At 53.1% G+C, this 18185-nt stretch carries 11 protein-coding genes; 5 read left to right on the top strand and 6 right to left on the bottom strand.

All coding sequences use genetic code 11. The annotated features are described in order from the left end of the window. The first annotated feature begins 29 nt into the window (after positions 1-29). The gene (gcd, locus tag ACJHXB_RS04855; RefSeq protein ID WP_001309217.1) at positions 30-2420 is read left to right on the top strand and encodes a quinoprotein glucose dehydrogenase; all 2391 of its coding nucleotides are present in this window, start codon (positions 30-32) and stop codon (positions 2418-2420) included. Positions 2421-2466: 46 nt separating this feature from the next. Here gcd and cueO read toward each other — a convergent pair whose 3' ends face one another. Beyond that, entirely contained in the window at positions 2467-4017 is a 1551-nt protein-coding gene (gene cueO, locus ACJHXB_RS04850) for a multicopper oxidase CueO (protein ID WP_001189618.1), read from the bottom strand. 165 nt (positions 4018-4182) lie between these two features. Here cueO and ACJHXB_RS04845 point away from each other — a divergent pair, with 165 nt between their 5' ends. From ACJHXB_RS04845 to speD, 3 genes are all read left to right on the top strand, one after another. Further along, entirely contained in the window at positions 4183-4530 is a 348-nt protein-coding gene (locus ACJHXB_RS04845; RefSeq protein WP_001295568.1) for a YacC family pilotin-like protein, read from the top strand. 105 nt (positions 4531-4635) lie between these two features. Beyond that, the gene (gene speE / locus ACJHXB_RS04840) at positions 4636-5502 is read left to right on the top strand and encodes a polyamine aminopropyltransferase (RefSeq protein ID WP_000818411.1); all 867 of its coding nucleotides are present in this window, start codon (positions 4636-4638) and stop codon (positions 5500-5502) included. 15 nt (positions 5503-5517) lie between these two features. After that, entirely contained in the window at positions 5518-6312 is a 795-nt protein-coding gene (gene speD / locus ACJHXB_RS04835; RefSeq protein WP_000734287.1) for an adenosylmethionine decarboxylase, read from the top strand. Positions 6313-6349: 37 nt separating this feature from the next. On the opposite strand, the gene yacL is transcribed toward speD, so the two are convergent. Further along, positions 6350-6712, bottom strand: a complete 363-nt coding sequence (gene yacL, locus ACJHXB_RS04830) for a protein YacL (protein WP_000384304.1) — start codon at positions 6710-6712, stop codon at positions 6350-6352. Between the two features lie 175 nt (positions 6713-6887). Further along, on the bottom strand, positions 6888-9485 hold the full coding sequence (gene acnB, locus ACJHXB_RS04825; protein ID WP_001469027.1) for a bifunctional aconitate hydratase 2/2-methylisocitrate dehydratase: 2598 nt from the start codon (positions 9483-9485) through the stop codon (positions 6888-6890). A 354-nt stretch (positions 9486-9839) separates the two neighbouring features. On the opposite strand from acnB, the gene ACJHXB_RS04820 reads away from it, so the two are divergent. Further along, positions 9840-11693 (top strand): DUF3300 domain-containing protein, encoded by a 1854-nt coding sequence (locus tag ACJHXB_RS04820; protein WP_000784454.1) that lies wholly within the window; start codon positions 9840-9842, stop codon positions 11691-11693. A 70-nt stretch (positions 11694-11763) separates the two neighbouring features. Here the strand turns inward: ACJHXB_RS04820 and lpdA are convergent, their stop codons facing one another. From lpdA to aceE, 3 genes are all read right to left on the bottom strand, one after another. Beyond that, entirely contained in the window at positions 11764-13188 is a 1425-nt protein-coding gene (lpdA, locus tag ACJHXB_RS04815; protein ID WP_000102485.1) for a dihydrolipoyl dehydrogenase, read from the bottom strand. A gap of 324 nt (positions 13189-13512) precedes the next feature. Next, the gene (gene aceF, locus ACJHXB_RS04810; RefSeq protein ID WP_000963537.1) at positions 13513-15405 is read right to left on the bottom strand and encodes a pyruvate dehydrogenase complex dihydrolipoyllysine-residue acetyltransferase; all 1893 of its coding nucleotides are present in this window, start codon (positions 15403-15405) and stop codon (positions 13513-13515) included. A gap of 14 nt (positions 15406-15419) precedes the next feature. Continuing rightward, positions 15420-18083, bottom strand: coding sequence for a pyruvate dehydrogenase (acetyl-transferring), homodimeric type (gene aceE, locus ACJHXB_RS04805; RefSeq protein ID WP_000003820.1), 2664 nt, complete (start codon positions 18081-18083; stop codon positions 15420-15422). Between the last annotated feature and the right edge of the window lie 102 nt (positions 18084-18185).

Here is an 18185-nt window from a genome sequence, read left to right as displayed (position 1 = left end):
ATATTAATGAATTGAAATGGTGTCTCTTTATGGCAATTAACAATACAGGCTCGCGACGATTACTCGTCACGCTAACAGCCCTTTTTGCAGCGCTTTGCGGGCTGTATCTACTCATTGGCGGAGGCTGGCTGGTCGCGATTGGCGGCTCCTGGTACTACCCTATCGCTGGCCTTGTGATGCTCGGCGTCGCCTGGATGCTGTGGCGCAGTAAACGCGCCGCGCTTTGGCTATACGCCGCCCTGCTGCTCGGCACCATGATTTGGGGCGTCTGGGAAGTTGGTTTCGACTTCTGGGCGCTGACTCCGCGCAGCGACATTCTGGTCTTCTTCGGCATCTGGCTGATCCTGCCGTTTGTCTGGCGTCGCCTGGTCATTCCTGCCAGCGGCGCAGTTGCCGCTCTGGTGGTGGCGTTGCTGATTAGTGGCGGAATCCTCACCTGGGCGGGATTTAACGATCCGCAGGAAATCAACGGCACCTTAAGCGCCGATGCCACACCTGCCGAAGCAATCTCCCCCGTTGCCGATCAGGACTGGCCTGCCTATGGTCGTAATCAGGAAGGTCAACGCTTTTCACCTCTGAAACAAATTAACGCCGATAACGTTCACAAGCTGAAAGAAGCCTGGGTGTTCCGTACTGGCGATGTGAAGCAGCCGAACGATCCGGGTGAAATCACCAATGAAGTGACGCCAATTAAAGTGGGCGACACCCTTTACCTGTGTACCGCGCACCAGCGCCTGTTTGCGCTCGATGCCGCCAGCGGTAAAGAGAAATGGCATTACGATCCTGAGCTGAAAACCAACGAGTCCTTCCAGCATGTAACCTGTCGTGGCGTCTCTTATCATGAAGCCAAAGCAGAAACTGCCTCGCCAGAAGTGATGGCGGATTGCCCGCGTCGTATCATTCTTCCGGTGAATGATGGTCGTCTGATTGCGATTAACGCTGAAAACGGCAAGCTGTGCGAAACCTTCGCTAATAAAGGCGTGCTCAATCTGCAAAGCAATATGCCGGACACCAAGCCGGGTCTGTATGAGCCGACTTCGCCGCCGATTATCACCGATAAAACCATCGTGATGGCCGGTTCAGTCACCGACAACTTCTCAACCCGCGAAACGTCTGGCGTGATCCGTGGTTTTGATGTCAACACCGGGGAGCTGTTGTGGGCTTTTGATCCTGGTGCGAAAGATCCTAACGCAATCCCGTCTGACGAACACACCTTTACCTTTAACTCGCCAAACTCGTGGGCACCAGCGGCCTATGATGCGAAGCTGGATCTGGTGTATCTGCCGATGGGCGTGACCACGCCGGATATCTGGGGCGGTAATCGCACACCGGAACAGGAACGTTATGCCAGCTCGATTCTGGCGCTGAATGCCACTACCGGGAAACTGGCGTGGAGCTACCAGACCGTTCACCACGACCTGTGGGATATGGATCTTCCGGCACAGCCGACGCTGGCGGACATCACCGTTAACGGTCAAAAGGTTCCGGTCATTTATGCTCCAGCGAAAACCGGCAACATTTTTGTGCTCGATCGTCGTAATGGTGAACTGGTGGTTCCGGCCCCGGAAAAACCGGTTCCCCAAGGTGCAGCGAAAGGCGATTACGTCACCCCGACCCAACCGTTCTCTGAACTGAGCTTCCGTCCGACGAAAGATTTAAGCGGTGCGGATATGTGGGGAGCCACCATGTTTGACCAGCTGGTGTGCCGCGTGATGTTCCACCAGATGCGCTATGAAGGCATTTTCACCCCGCCATCTGAACAGGGTACGCTGGTCTTCCCTGGTAACCTGGGGATGTTCGAATGGGGCGGGATTTCCGTTGATCCGAATCGTGAAGTGGCAATTGCCAACCCAATGGCACTGCCGTTTGTTTCGAAACTGATCCCACGCGGTCCTGGTAACCCGATGGAGCAGCCGAAAGACGCCAAAGGCACGGGTACGGAATCCGGCATTCAGCCGCAGTACGGTGTACCGTATGGCGTCACGCTCAATCCGTTCCTCTCACCTTTTGGTCTGCCGTGTAAACAGCCAGCATGGGGCTATATTTCGGCGCTGGATCTGAAAACCAACGAAGTGGTGTGGAAGAAACGCATTGGTACTCCGCAGGACAGTATGCCGTTCCCGATGCCGGTTCCGGTGCCGTTCAATATGGGGATGCCGATGCTGGGCGGGCCAATCTCCACGGCGGGTAACGTGCTGTTTATCGCCGCTACGGCAGACAACTACCTGCGCGCTTACAACATGAGCAACGGTGAAAAACTGTGGCAGGGTCGTTTACCAGCGGGTGGTCAGGCTACGCCAATGACCTATGAAGTGAATGGTAAGCAGTATGTGGTGATCTCCGCAGGCGGTCACGGTTCATTTGGTACGAAGATGGGCGACTATATTGTGGCTTATGCGCTGCCGGATGATGTGAAGTAACCATAATGCCCGGAGAGATCCGGGCATATTTCCGAATACGGTCTTTTTATACCGTAAACCCTAACATCATCCCCGTATCTTCATGCTCCAGCAGATGGCAGTGCGCCATATAAGCATGTTCTTTCGGTGCCTCGTGATTAAACTTCACCAGCACTTCGCTGACATTACCTTCTACCTTAACGGTATCTTTCCAGCCCGCGCGATGAGTCGCTGGCGGTTTGCCATTTTCTGACAAGATACGGAACTGCGTACCGTGGATATGGAACGGATGCAGCATCATGTCGCCCACGCCAGAGATAACCCAACGTTCGTATTGCCCTTTCGCCGCCGCAAACATCGGCTTGTTCATATCAAACGCCTGACCGTTGATTTTATTGGCATGGTGGAAATCGAACTTCCCGCCGTGGTTCATATGATTCATATTGCCGTGCCCCATATGGCCCATCATCTGGCTGTGATCCATTCCGGCCATCGCCTGATCGCCATATTTCTCCATTAGCATCTGCATCCCCATCATATCGAGCATCGGGTCCATAGAAAGTTGCAGCTTGCGTACCGTCAGCCCTTCCAGCGAAGGTAACGCAGGCAGGCTACTTAATGTGTCTGGCAAAGCACCGGAGGCACTAATAGCAATCGGCTGAATCCGCATTACCGGATGCGGCTTGTCAAACGGTGCAATCGCCATCCCCATCTGGCTGACCGGCAGCGTCACCAGGTCAAAGGGTTTGTTGTCGTTAACCTCCACCAGCACTTCAAAACGCTCGCCCATCAGCACCGGCAGTTCGCTCACCTTCACCGGTTCAGGTAGCAGACCACCGTCGCTGGCAATCACATAAAGCGGGCGATTGTCGCTGGTGGCGAAATTGAGCGAGCGGGCGTTACAGCCATTGAGCAAACGCAGGCGCAGCCAACCACGCGGGGCAGCGTGTTGTGGGTAGATTGCACCGTTGGTCAGCAACGTATCGCCAAACCAGCCCACGGCGGCGGTCATCACATCCAGTTGATAATCAATCTGCCCGTCAGCGCTAAATTTCTTATCCTGAACGATCACCGGAACATCATCGATACCCCACTGTTTTGGCAGCATTAATTTCAGGATCTCGTCATCTTCAATCACCACCAAACCAGCCAGCCCCATCGCCACCTGACGTCCGGTCTTGCCGTGCTGATGCGGATGGAACCAGCAGGTAGCGGCAGGTTGATCAACGTTCAACGTCACCGAGCGCTTGCCACCTGGCGGAATAATTCCCTGCGGGCCGCCGTCGACTTCACCCGGTACTTCCAGCCCGTGCCAGTGCAACGTCGTCTCTTCCGTCAGTTGGTTATAGATATCAACCGTTACCGCTTTGCCGCGCTGTAATTTCACCGCCGGCCCCAGCAGATTACCGTTATAGCCCCAGGTAGTTGCAGTTTTCTCGCCAAAGGTGGACTGACCTGCGCCAATAGTTAACTGAATGCGATTACGGGCATCGGTCGTGAGCAAATCAGGGATCGGTAACGTTGGGCGTTCCGCCGCAAATACTGCGCGGCTCCACAGCGGTAAAGCCGAAGCCACGCCCAGCGCGACGGAATATTTTAAGAAATCACGACGTTGCATAGTTATTTCCTTATTCTTAAGCAGGCGAAACAAAATCAAACGTTGAGCATAGTCCTTCCCCTTACGGGAAGGTCAAGCCGCAGACACAATTTAATCGACAATAATGGTCGTCGCCTCGCTCGCAGTGTGCTAACGTTTATCTTCTTTAAGCCCCTGGTAGAAGCAATGAAGACGTTTTTCAGAACAGTGTTATTCGGCAGCCTGATGGCCGTCTGCGCAAACAGTTACGCGCTCAGCGAGTCTGAAGCCGAAGATATGGCCGATTTAACGGCAGTTTTTGTCTTTCTGAAGAACGATTGTGGTTACCAGAACTTACCTAACGGGCAAATTCGTCGCGCACTGGTCTTTTTCGCCCAGCAAAACCAGTGGGATCTCAGTAATTACGACACCTTCGACATGAAAGCCCTCGGTGAAGACAGCTACCGCGATCTCAGCGGCATTGGCATTCCCGTCGCTAAAAAGTGCAAAGCCCTGGCTCGCGATTCCTTAAGCCTGCTTGCCTACGTCAAATAATCCCTGATACCTTTTTGTAGAAATATTGACCGTGCATCCGCGGTCAATGTTAGCTATTATGTTGCGCCCTTTTTTTACGGGTGTTAACAAAGGAGGTATCAACCCATGGCCGAAAAAAAACAGTGGCATGAAACGCTACACGACCAGTTTGGGCAGTACTTTGCGGTAGATAACGTTCTGTATCATGAAAAGACCGATCACCAGGATCTGATCATTTTTGAGAACGCCGCATTTGGCCGCGTAATGGCGCTGGATGGCGTAGTACAAACCACCGAGCGCGACGAGTTTATCTATCATGAGATGATGACCCATGTTCCGCTACTGGCCCACGGTCACGCGAAACATGTGCTGATTATCGGCGGCGGCGACGGTGCCATGCTGCGTGAAGTAACCCGACATAAAAACGTTGAGTCAATCACGATGGTGGAAATCGATGCGGGTGTCGTGTCGTTCTGCCGTCAGTATCTGCCCAACCATAACGCCGGTAGCTACGACGATCCGCGCTTTAAACTGGTGATCGACGATGGCGTCAATTTTGTTAATCAAACCAGCCAGACCTTTGATGTGATCATCTCCGACTGCACCGATCCTATCGGTCCCGGCGAAAGCCTGTTCACCTCAGCATTTTATGAAGGCTGCAAACGTTGCCTGAATCCTGGCGGTATCTTCGTCGCACAAAATGGCGTCTGCTTTTTACAGCAGGAAGAGGCTATCGACAGCCATCGCAAACTCAGCCATTACTTCAGCGACGTTGGCTTTTATCAGGCGGCGATCCCGACCTATTACGGCGGTATCATGACCTTTGCATGGGCGACAGATAACGACGCCTTACGCCATCTCTCAACCGAAATTATTCAGGCGCGTTTTCTCGCTTCTGGCCTGAAATGCCGTTATTACAATCCGGCAATCCATACGGCAGCTTTTGCCTTACCTCAGTATCTGCAAGACGCACTGGCTTCACAGCCGTCCTAAGGAGAAGATAAGAAATTGAAAAAACTGAAACTGCATGGCTTTAATAATCTGACCAAAAGTCTGAGTTTTTGTATTTACGATATCTGCTACGCCAAAACTGCCGAAGAACGCGACGGTTATATTGCTTATATCGATGAACTCTATAATGCCAACCGTCTGACCGAAATCCTGTCAGAAACCTGTTCCATTATCGGGGCCAATATTCTTAACATCGCCCGCCAGGATTACGAACCACAAGGTGCCAGCGTCACTATTCTGGTGAGTGAAGAACCGGTCGACCCAAAACTTATCGACAAAACAGAACACCCCGGTCCGCTGCCAGAAACGGTCGTTGCCCATCTCGATAAAAGTCATATTTGCGTACATACCTACCCGGAAAGTCATCCTGAAGGCGGTTTATGTACCTTCCGCGCCGATATTGAAGTCTCTACCTGCGGCGTGATTTCTCCGCTGAAGGCGCTGAATTACCTGATCCACCAGCTTGAATCCGATATCGTAACCATTGATTATCGCGTGCGCGGTTTTACCCGCGACATCAACGGTATGAAGCACTTTATCGACCATGAAATTAATTCGATTCAGAACTTTATGTCTGACGATATGAAGGCGCTGTATGACATGGTGGATGTAAACGTCTATCAGGAAAATATCTTCCATACCAAGATGTTGCTTAAAGAGTTCGACCTTAAGCACTACATGTTCCACACCAAACCGGAAGATTTAACCGACAGCGAGCGCCAGGAAATTACCGCTGCGCTGTGGAAAGAAATGCGCGAGATTTATTACGGGCGCAATATGCCCGCTGTTTAACGGCTCTGGCGGAGCTCGCGGGCTCCGCCAGATTTATTTACTTTTGCTGCACGAAATTACGATAAGCAGCCACCACCTGCAGAAAATCCTCAACGCCGCATAGCGACAGGCTTTCTTCGTCGTAGTAGTTCATCCCCTCTTCCATTTCATCGCCAGCGAATTCCAGTTGATTGGCGCGAACCATCACTTCTTCGCCGTCCATCCATAGCGTGTACTCATGCCCTGCCCGCTGCCAGGAACGCTCGCTACCTTTGAGCGTGCGCGCGGCGTCTTCCACTTCATCAAGCAAGGCCAGGTTTTCTTTCACCTCTTCGTTAAACCAGTGCCCGACCACTTCATGCCCCATGGACATACGCACCTTTACCACTCCGGTAATATCACGCAGAAATTCGTAATCCATAGTGTGTTCCTCTGCTCCCGGCAATGCGCCGAAATCGCATTGCGCCATTGATGTAATTATCGCAGCCTTACCGGAGAAAAACAGCGGAACGGCGATGGTTTAGAAATAAAAAAATGCCCGGGAATCTCATTCACCGGGCATTGTGTCGTTTATGCGCAGCGCGTGCGCTGACTTATTAAACCGCAGTCTGGAAAATCACCCCATCGGCTTTTTCGGTGTACTGAGAAAGCTGGTTGAAGTTCAGATAACGGTAAGTATCAACGGCAGTTTTATCTACTTGCGCCACGTAGGTCTGGTACTCTTCCGGCGTCGGCAGTTTGCCAATCAGCGCCGCAACAGCAGCCAGTTCCGCAGAAGCCAGGAAGACATTCGCGCCAGTACCCAAACGGTTCGGGAAGTTACGGGTAGAGGTGGAAACCACCGTCGCACCGTCTGCTACACGCGCCTGGTTACCCATACACAGGGAACAGCCAGGGATCTCGATACGCGCACCACTCTTACCGAAGACGCTGTAGTAGCCTTCTTCCGTCAGTTGCGCGGCGTCCATACGGGTTGGCGGCGCCACCCACAGGCGGGTCGGCAACTGACCTTTGTGCGCATCCAGCAGTTTACCAGCGGCACGGAAGTGACCGATGTTAGTCATGCAAGAACCGATAAATACTTCGTCGATCTTCTCGCCCTGTACCGCAGACAGCGGACGCGCGTCATCCGGATCGTTCGGTGCACAGAGGATTGGCTCTTTAATATCCGCCAGATCGATGTCGATCACTGCCGCGTATTCCGCATCTGCATCGGCTTCCAGCAGCTCAGGATTCGCCAGCCATTTTTCCATGCCCTGAATACGGCGTTCCAGGGTACGACGATCGCCGTAACCTTCCGCGATCATCCACTTCAGCAGGACGATGTTAGAGTTCAGGTATTCGATGACCGGTTCTTTGTTCAGCTTGATGGTACAACCGGCAGCAGAACGCTCGGCGGACGCATCGGTCAGCTCAAAGGCCTGCTCAACTTTCAGATCCGGCAGACCTTCAATTTCCAGAATGCGACCTGAGAAGATGTTTTTCTTGCCTTTCTTCTCAACAGTCAGCAGACCTTGTTTGATCGCATACAGCGGAATAGCGTGTACCAGATCGCGCAGGGTGATGCCCGGCTGCATTTTGCCTTTGAAGCGCACCAGAACGGATTCCGGCATATCCAGCGGCATTACGCCTGTTGCGGCTGCAAATGCCACCAGACCAGAACCCGCCGGGAAAGAAATGCCGATCGGGAAACGGGTATGGGAGTCACCACCCGTACCGACGGTATCCGGCAGCAGCATACGGTTCAGCCAGGAGTGGATTACGCCGTCACCCGGACGCAGCGACACACCGCCACGGTTCATAATGAAGTCCGGCAGCGTGTGGTGCGTATTCACGTCAACTGGTTTCGGATACGCCGCGGTGTGGCAGAAAGACTGCATCACCAGGTCAGCCGAGAAGCCCAGGCACGCCAGGTCTTTCAGTTCATCACGGGTCATCGGGCCGGTGGTGTCCTGAGAACCTACAGAAGTCATTTTCGGTTCGCAGTACGCGCCCGGACGAATGCCTTTCACGCCGCAGGCACGGCCTACCATTTTCTGCGCCAGCGAGAAGCCGCGATCGCTCTCAGCGACATCTTTCGCCTGACGGAACACATCGCTGTGCGGCAGACCAAGTGCTTCACGCGCTTTGGTGGTCAGGCCACGCCCGATAATCAGCGGAATACGACCACCGGCACGCACTTCATCAATCAGCACGTCGGTTTTCAGTTCGAAGGTCGCCAGCAGTTCGCCGGTTTCGTGGTTACGCACTTCACCTTTGTACGGGTAAACGTCAATTACGTCGCCCATGTTCAGGTTAGAGACGTCGACTTCGATTGGCAGCGCACCCGCGTCTTCCATCGTGTTAAAGAAGATGGGTGCAATTTTACCGCCGAGGCACAAACCACCGCCGCGTTTGTTCGGCACATGTGGAATATCATCGCCCATAAACCACAGAACGGAGTTCGTGGCGGATTTACGCGAAGAACCGGTACCCACAACGTCACCGACGTACGCCAGCGGGAAACCTTTCTGCTGCAGAGCTTCGATTTGCTTAATCGGACCAACAACGCCTGGCTGATCTGGCTCAATACCTTCACGGGCGTTTTTCAGCATCGCCAGCGCGTGCAGTGGGATATCCGGGCGTGACCACGCATCCGGTGCCGGAGAGAGGTCATCGGTGTTGGTTTCGCCAGTTACTTTAAAGACGGTAACGGTCAGTTTTTCAGCCAGCGCCGGGCGATTCAGGAACCATTCGGCATCCGCCCAGGACTGCATTACCTGCTTAGCATATTCATTGCCTGCTTTGGCTTTCTCTTCTACGTCATAGAAGTTATCGAACATCAGCAGCGTGTGAGAAAGTGCTTTGGCAGCGATCGGTGCCAGTTTGGCATCATCCAGCGCGTCGATCAGCGGATGAATGTTGTAACCACCCTGCATGGTGCCCAGCAGTTCGATGGCTTTTTCCGGAGTCAGCAGTGGGGATTTGGCTTCGTCTTTAGCGATAGCAGCCAGGAAGCCTGCTTTTACATAGGCGGCTTCATCGACGCCTGGGGGAACACGGTTGGTTAACAGATCTAACAGGAATTCTTCTTCGCCCGCGGGCGGGTTTTTCAGCAGCTCTACAAGCGCGGCCATTTGGTTTGCATCCAGGGGTTTGGGCGCAATCCCCTCAGCGGCACGCTCAGCTACGTGCTTACGGTATTCTTCTAGCACGACGGTTCTCCTCGCTCTCATTGTCATAGTGCGGCAGGCGATTCTCTTCACGCTCCTGTGAGACAGCAGTTTGTAGGGTAAATGCCCAGTACCGCAACGGGCAGAATAGCAGGATTTTGACGATGTGTTAATCCGTTTACAAAAAAGCAACATAAAAAAGTGGCTGAATCGTTAAGGATGGTCTAGAGATTGTTTCCCTCCGTAAAAACTTCGTTAATTCGTATGGTGATAATCACCTTTCTCAACGAATCCCAAGATTAGTCAAAATTTAAACTACCGCCTCTTTATACTCGGAATCACAGCACCTGCGGGTGGCAGTTCGCCGACCATTGCGATTTCCTTGAGATCCGAATTATGAAAATGACTTTGCCGTTTAAACCCCATGTGCTGGCGCTCATTTGCAGTGCCGGGCTTTGTGCCGCCTCTACCGGGCTATATATAAAAAGCCGCACAGTGGAAGCGCCTGTGGAAGCGCAATCGACACAACTGGCTGTGTCTGAGGCTGCCGCGGTTACACTTCCTGCAACGGTTTCCGCACCTCCCGTAACACCCGCCGTCGTCAAATCCGCATTCAGCACTGCACAAATAGATCAATGGGTCGCGCCCGTCGCGCTGTATCCCGACTCTCTGCTTTCACAAGTGTTAATGGCATCGACCTATCCGGCAAACGTTGCGCAAGCAGTGCAATGGTCGCACGATAATCCACTTAAACAAGGCGATGCTGCTATTCAGGCGGTATCTGACCAGCCGTGGGACGCCAGCGTCAAATCACTGGTGGCCTTTCCACAGTTGATGGCGTTGATGGGCGAAAACCCGCAATGGGTGCAAAACCTGGGCGATGCTTTTCTGGCGCAGCCGCAGGACGTGATGGACTCGGTACAGCGATTGCGGCAACTGGCGCAACAAACCGGTTCGCTGAAGTCATCAACCGAACAGAAAGTTATTACCACAACGAAGAAAGCTGTACCGGTAAAACAGACAGTCACGGCTCCCGTCATACCATCCAATACCGTCTCAACTGCCAACCCTGTCATTACAGAGCCTGCAACAACCGTCATTTCCATTGAGCCCGCCAATCCTGATGTGGTCTATATTCCCAACTACAACCCAACCGTGGTTTACGGGAACTGGGCCAATACTGCGTATCCGCCGGTTTATCTGCCACCACCAGCCGGAGAACCGTTTGTTGACAGCTTTGTGCGCGGATTCGGCTATAGCATGGGCGTTGCTACCACGTACGCACTATTCAGCAGCATCGACTGGGACGATGACGATCATGACCATCATCATCATGACGATGATGATTATCACCGTCACGATGGCGGTCATCGTGACGGTAATGGCTGGCAACACAACGGCGACAACATCAATATCGACGTAAACAATTTCAACCGTATCACCGGTGAGCATCTTACTGATAAGAATATGGCATGGCGGCACAATCCAAACTACCGCAATGGTGTGCCCTATCATGATCAGGATATGGCAAAGCGGTTTCACCAAACCGATGTCAACGGCGGCATGAGCGCCACGCAGTTACCTGCTCTATCGCGCGACAGTCAGCGTCAGGCAGCAGCAAGTCAGTTTCAGCAACGAACACACACTGCGCCAGTCATTACGCGAGATACTCAACGTCAGGCTGCGGCACAGCGGTTTAATGAAGCTGAAAACTATGGGAGCTATGACGACTTCCGCGACTTCAGCCGTCGCCAACCACTGACCCAGCAACAAAAGGACGCCGCTCGTCAGCGTTATCAGTCGGCCTCTCCTGAGCAGCGCCAGGCAGTCCGCGAGAAAATGCAGACTAACCCGCAGATCCAGCAGCGAAGAGAGGCAGCGCGTGAGCGTATTCAGGCCGCCTCGCCTGAGCAGCGCCAGGCGGTTCGCGAGAAAATGCAGACTAACCCACAGAACCAGCAGCGAAAAGAGGCAGCGCGTGAGCGTATTCAGTCTGCAACTCCCGAACAGCGCCAGGTGTTTAAGGAAAAAGTACAGCAGCGCCCACTGAACCAACAGCAACGTGATAACGCCCGCCAGCGTGTTCAATCAGCATCACCTGAGCAACGTCAGGTTTTTCGGGAGAAAGTTCAGGAGAGCCGCCCGCAACGTCTAAACGACAGTAACCATACTGTCAGGCTGAATAACGAGCAACGGTCAGCGATACGGGAACGGTTGTCTGAGCGTGGAGCAAGGAGAATGGAAAGGTAAAATGCAGGCGTAAAAAAAGCGGCGTGGTTAGCCGCTTTTTTAATTGCCGGATGTTCCGGCAAACGAAAAATTACTTCTTCTTCGCTTTCGGGTTCGGCAGGTCGGTAATGCTACCTTCGAACACTTCTGCCGCCAGGCCCACAGACTCGTGCAGCGTCGGGTGCGCATGGATGGTCAGCGCGATGTCTTCAGCATCACAACCCATTTCGATTGCCAGGCCGATTTCACCCAGCAGCTCGCCGCCGTTAGTACCGACAATCGCACCACCGATCACACGGTGAGATTCTTTGTCGAAAATCAGCTTGGTCATACCGTCTGCGCAGTCGGAAGCGATAGCACGACCAGAAGCAGCCCACGGGAAGGTGGCGGTTTCATAGCTGATGCCTTTCTCTTTCGCTTCTTTCTCGGTCAGACCCACCCATGCAACTTCTGGTTCGGTATAGGCGATGGACGGGATAACTTTCGGATCGAAGTAGTGTTTCTTACCGGCGATAACTTCAGCGGCAACGTGACCTTCGTGAACACCTTTATGTGCCAGCATCGGCTGACCGACGATATCGCCGATAGCAAAGATGTGCGGTACGTTGGTACGCAGCTGTTTGTCAACGCGGATGAAACCACGGTCGTCAACTTCCACGCCAGCTTTGCCTGCGTCGAGGTTTTTACCGTTCGGCACACGACCAATTGCTACCAGCACGGCGTCGTAACGCTGCGGTTCAGCGGGTGCTTTTTTGCCTTCCATCGTCACATAAATACCGTCTTCTTTCGCTTCAACGGCGGTAACTTTGGTTTCCAGCATCAGGTTGAATTTTTTGCTGATACGCTTGGTGAAGACTTTAACGATGTCTTTGTCAGCTGCCGGGATAACCTGGTCGAACATTTCAACCACATCAATCTGTGAACCCAGCGCGTGGTATACGGTCCCCATTTCCAGACCGATGATACCGCCACCCATTACCAGCAGGCGTTCTGGTACTTCTTTCAGTTCCAGCGCGTCAGTGGAGTCCCAGATACGCGGATCTTCATGCGGAATAAACGGCAGTTGGATCGGGCGAGAACCCGCTGCAATGATCGCGTTGTCGAAGTTGATCACGGTTTTGCCGTTCTCACCTTCAACTTCCAGGGTGTTAGCCCCGGTGAATTTACCCAGACCGTTGACCACTTTGACTTTGCGGCCTTTTGCCATACCAGCCAGACCACCGGTCAGCTGATTGATCACTTTCTCTTTCCAGGTACGAATCTTGTCGATATCGGTTTTCGGTTCGCCGAAGACGATACCGTGTTCAGCCAGCGCTTTGGCTTCTTCGATAACTTTTGCTACGTGCAGCAGTGCTTTAGAAGGGATACAGCCGACGTTCAGGCAAACACCGCCAAGGGTGTTGTAACGTTCTACGATTACGGTTTCCAGACCTAAATCAGCGCAACGGAAGGCAGCGGAGTAACCTGCGGGGCCTGCCCCAAGTACCACGACCTGAGTTTTGATTTCAGTACTCATCATGACCTCTATATATTTATCTCCGGCGGTCATACCCGTCGTCTTTCAGGCCGCAGCGGCGTTAGCTTCACGCCCTCACCCCAGTCACTTACTTATGTAAGCTCCTGGGGATTCTGGCGCTTGCTACCTTGCTGCACCCAGAAATCCATAGGGTATGTGAAGTAATACCCTAACCACCACCGGGTCGTTCTATCCGTCGGTATTTTACAAAATTGTTAACAATTTTTAAACAACAAACGGCAACCGATTTGTCTATTCACTAATAACCTCAATACATTCATGAGATTACCAGAAAAAAGCCGGCCGTTGGGCCGGCTCTTTTACTTACATCACCAGACGGCGAATGTCAGACAGCGTGTTGTTAATGATGGTAATGAAACGGGCACCATCAGCACCGTCGATCACGCGGTGGTCGAAGGAGAGAGAAATCGGCAGCATCAGACGCGGCACGAACTCTTTACCATTCCACACCGGCTCCATCGCGGACTTGGAAACGCCGAGGATAGCCACTTCCGGCGCGTTCACAATCGGCGCGAAGTGGGTAGTACCCAGGCCGCCGATGCTGGAGATGGTGAAGCAACCGCCCTGCATTTCGCCCGCAGTCAGCTTACCGTCACGCGCTTTCTTAGAAATAGTCATCAGCTCGCGAGACAGTTCGATGATGCCTTTCTTGTTGACGTCTTTGAATACCGGAACAACCAGACCGTTCGGGGTATCCACCGCCACACCGATGTTGATGTATTTCTTCAGGGTCAGACGCTGACCGTCTTCCGACAGCGAACTGTTGAAGCGAGGCATCTGCTCAAGAGCTGCAGCAACCGCTTTCATGATGAAGACAACCGGGGTGATCTTCACATCCAGCTTACGTTTCGCCGCTTCTTCGTTCTGCTGTTTACGGAACGCTTCCAGCTCGGTGATATCGGTTTTGTCGAAGTGAGTAACATGCGGGATCATCACCCAGTTACGGCTCAGGTTCGCACCAGAGATTTTCTGGATGCGGCCCAGTTCCACTTCTTCGATTTCACCAAACTTGCTGAAGTCCACTTTAGGCCACGGCAGCATGCCTGGGATACCGCCGCCAGTTGCCGCCGGAGCTGCTTCTGCACGTTTGATAGCTTCTTTCACGTAAGCCTGAACGTCTTCGCGCAGGATACGACCTTTACGGCCAGTGCCCTTCACTTTCGCCAGGTTAACGCCAAACTCGCGTGCCAGACGGCGGATCAGCGGAGTCGCGTGAACGTAAGCGTCGTTTACAGCAAATTCAGATTTGCCTTCCGCTTTCGCAGCCGATGCTGCTGCCGGGGCTTCAGCTTTTGCTGCCGGAGCCGGCGCTGCCGCTTCCTGTTTCGCAGGAGCTGCCGCAGGCGCTGCGCCTTCAACTTCGAAGATCATAATCAGCGAGCCAGTTTTCACTTTATCGCCAACGTTGACTTTCAGTTCCTTCACGACGCCTGCAAACGGAGCCGGAACTTCCATAGAAGCTTTATCGCCTTCTACGGTGATCAGTGACTGTTCAGCGGCAACTTTGTCGCCCACTTTCACCATCACTTCGGTCACTTCAACTTCGTCACCGCCGATATCCGGAACGTTAACTTCTTTCACGCCAGCCGCTGATGCAGGGGCCGCTGCCGGAGCCGCTTCCTGTTTAGCCGCCGGAGCTGCCGCGCCTGCTTCACCCGCGACTTCGAAGACCATAATCAGCGAGCCGGTAGACACTTTGTCACCCACGTTCACTTTGATCTCTTTCACGGTGCCTGCAAACGGAGCAGGAACTTCCATAGAAGCCTTATCGCCTTCTACGGTGATCAGCGACTGTTCAGCTTCAACTTTATCGCCAACTTTCACCAGGATTTCGGTCACTTCAACTTCGTCGCTGCCGATATCCGGAACGTTAACGTCTTTTGCCGCCGCAGCCGCTGGTGCTGCTGCCGGAGCTGCTTCTTTCTTCTCTTCTGCCTGAGCAGGTGCAGCGTCAGCTGCACCGTCGGCGGAATCGAAAATCATAATCAGTGCGCCGGTCTGGGTTTTATCGCCAACAGAGACTTTGATCTCTTTAACGATACCCGCCTGCGGAGACGGAACTTCCATAGAGGCTTTGTCGCCTTCTACGGTGATCAGCGACTGTTCGGCTTCAACTTTGTCGCCCACTTTGACCAGGATCTCGGTGATTTCAACTTCATCAGCCCCGATGTCCGGTACTTTGATTTCGATAGCCATTATTCTTTTACCTCTTACGCCAGACGCGGGTTAACTTTATCTGCATCGATGTTGAATTTGGCGATTGCATCAGCAACCACTTTCTTATCGATTTCGCCACGTTTAGCCAGTTCGCCCAGCGCCGCAACCACGACATAAGAAGCATCAACTTCGAAGTGGTGACGCAGGTTCTCACGGCTGTCGGAACGACCGAAGCCATCAGTACCCAGTACGCGGTAGTCGTCAGCCGGTACGTAAGTACGGACCTGCTCAGCGAACAGTTTCATATAGTCGGTAGATGCCACTGCCGGAGCGTCGTTCATCACCTGAGCGATGTATGGAACGCGCGGAGTTTCCAGCGGGTGCAGCATGTTCCAGCGTTCACAATCCTGACCATCACGCGCCAGTTCTGTGAAGGAGGTCACGCTATAAACGTCAGAACCTACGCCGTAATCTTTCGCCAGGATCTCTGCCGCTTCACGGACGTGACGCAGGATAGAACCGGAGCCCAGCAGCTGAACTTTACCTTTGCTACCTTCAATGGTTTCGAGTTTGTAGATACCTTTACGGATACCTTCCTCAGCACCTTCAGGCATTGCCGGCATGTGGTAGTTTTCGTTCAGCGTAGTGATGTAGTAGTAAACGTTCTCTTGTTTTTCACCGTACATACGCTCCAGACCGTCATGCATGATGACAGCAACTTCGTAAGCGTAAGCCGGGTCGTAAGAGATACAGTTCGGGATAGTCAGCGACTGAATGTGGCTGTGACCATCTTCGTGCTGCAGACCTTCACCGTTCAGGGTGGTACGACCGGAAGTACCGCCGATCAGGAAGCCACGCGCTTGCTGGTCGCCAGCCGCCCAGCACAGATCGCCGATACGCTGGAAGCCGAACATCGAGTAATAGATGTAGAACGGAATCATCGGCAGATTGTTGGTGCTGTAAGAGGTCGCCGCTGCCAGCCAGGAACAACCTGCGCCCAGCTCGTTGATCCCTTCCTGCAGAATCTGACCTTTCTCGTCTTCTTTATAGTAAGCAACCTGCTCGCGGTCCTGCGGGGTGTACTGCTGACCGTTCGGGCTGTAAATACCAATCTGACGGAACAGACCTTCCATACCGAAAGTACGCGCTTCGTCGGCGATGATCGGTACCAGACGATCTTTGATCGACTTGTTCTTCAGCATTACGTTCAGGGCACGAACGAAAGCGATAGTGGTAGAGATCTCTTTGCTCTGCTCTTCCAGCAGCGCGCCGAAGTCTTGCAGGCTCGGCAGCTCAAGCTTCTCGGTGAAGTTCGGCTGACGGCTTGGCAGATAACCGTGCAGTTTCTGACGCTGAGCGTGCAGATAGGTATGCTCTTCAGAACCTTCCGGGAAGGTGATGTACGGCAGTTTTTCGATATCAGCATCAGACACCGGCACATTGAAACGGTCGCGGATGTGACGCACGCCGTCCATGTTCATTTTCTTAACCTGGTGCGCGATGTTTTTACCTTCAGCCGCGTCGCCCATGCCGTAACCTTTAATGGTATGAGCAAGGATCACCGTCGCTTTGCCTTTGGTTTCCTGCGCTTTCTTGAATGCAGCGTAGATTTTCTTCGGATCGTGACCACCACGGTTCAGCGCCCAGATCTGCTCGTCAGTCCAGTCTGCAACCAGTGCTGCGGTTTCAGGATATTTACCGAAGAAGTGTTCACGAACGTACGCACCATCTTTCGATTTGAAGGTCTGGTAGTCGCCGTCAACGGTTTCGTTCATCAGCTGGATCAGTTTACCGCTGGTATCTTTACGCAGCAGTTCATCCCAACGGCTACCCCACATTACTTTGATCACGTTCCAGCCAGCACCTTCGAAGATGCCTTCCAGTTCGTTGATGATCTTGCCGTTACCGGTGACCGGGCCGTCAAGACGCTGCAGGTTACAGTTGATAACGAAGACCAGGTTATCCAGTTTTTCACGGGTAGCGATGGTGATCGCACCTTTGGATTCCGGTTCGTCCATTTCACCGTCGCCGAGGAAGGCGTAAACGGTCTGTTTAGAGGTATCTTTCAGGCCACGGTGTTCCAGATATTTCAGGAATTTAGCCTGGTAAATAGCACCAATCGGACCCAGACCCATAGATACGGTCGGGAACTGCCAGAATTCCGGCATCAGTTTCGGGTGCGGATAGGAAGAGAGGCCATTGCCGTGAACTTCCTGACGGAAGTTATCCAGCTGCTCCTGAGTCAGACGACCTTCCAGGAAAGCACGTGCGTAAACGCCCGGGGAGATGTGGCCCTGGAAGTAAACCAGGTCGCCGCCATCCTGCTCGTTGCGTGCACGGAAGAAGTGGTTAAAGCACACATCATAAATGGTTGCGGAAGACTGGAAGGACGCCATGTGGCCGCCCAGTTCGAGGTCTTTTTTCGACGCACGCAGAACCGTCATGATGGCGTTCCAGCGGATAGCTGAACGAATACGGCGTTCCAGTTCCAGATTACCCGGATACTCCGGTTGTTCTTCAACGGGGATGGTGTTGATGTAGTTGCTGATACCGGTGCCTGCGGCTACGTTGACACCGCCTTTGCGGGCTTCAGCAAGCAGTTGGTCGATCAGATACTGAGCACGCTCAACACCTTCTTCACGGATGACCGATTCGATCGCCTGGAGCCAGTCGCGAGTTTCGATCGGATCCACGTCATTTGGGAAACGTTCTGACATGGGTTATTCCTTATCTATCTAATAACGTTGAGTTTTCTGGAACCTGTCCCATTGAACTCTCGCCGGAAAGCTCAATAAGACAGGTTCTACGTTTAGTTGCCG

Source organism: Escherichia sp. WS3227_2 (genome assembly GCF_046486495.1).
In the GTDB taxonomy this organism is placed as follows: Bacteria; Pseudomonadota; Gammaproteobacteria; order Enterobacterales; family Enterobacteriaceae; genus Escherichia; species Escherichia coli.
The sequence above is the reverse complement of the archived record's forward strand: the minus strand, read 5'-3'. Positions and strand labels throughout refer to the sequence as shown.

What these genes read in the sequence shown, in the direction of transcription:
- aceF (WP_000963537.1), bottom strand. Translation starts at nt 15,405, where the DNA reads ATGGCTATCGAAATCAAAGTACCGGACATCGGGGCTGATGAAGTTGAA.
- gcd (WP_001309217.1), top strand. Translation starts at nt 30, where the DNA reads ATGGCAATTAACAATACAGGCTCGCGACGATTACTCGTCACGCTAACA.
- lpdA (WP_000102485.1), bottom strand. Translation starts at nt 13,188, where the DNA reads ATGAGTACTGAAATCAAAACTCAGGTCGTGGTACTTGGGGCAGGCCCC.
- yacL (WP_000384304.1), bottom strand. Translation starts at nt 6,712, where the DNA reads ATGGATTACGAATTTCTGCGTGATATTACCGGAGTGGTAAAGGTGCGT.
- aceE (WP_000003820.1), bottom strand. Translation starts at nt 18,083, where the DNA reads ATGTCAGAACGTTTCCCAAATGACGTGGATCCGATCGAAACTCGCGAC.
- ACJHXB_RS04820 (WP_000784454.1), top strand. Translation starts at nt 9,840, where the DNA reads ATGAAAATGACTTTGCCGTTTAAACCCCATGTGCTGGCGCTCATTTGC.
- cueO (WP_001189618.1), bottom strand. Translation starts at nt 4,017, where the DNA reads ATGCAACGTCGTGATTTCTTAAAATATTCCGTCGCGCTGGGCGTGGCT.
- ACJHXB_RS04845 (WP_001295568.1), top strand. Translation starts at nt 4,183, where the DNA reads ATGAAGACGTTTTTCAGAACAGTGTTATTCGGCAGCCTGATGGCCGTC.
- speE (WP_000818411.1), top strand. Translation starts at nt 4,636, where the DNA reads ATGGCCGAAAAAAAACAGTGGCATGAAACGCTACACGACCAGTTTGGG.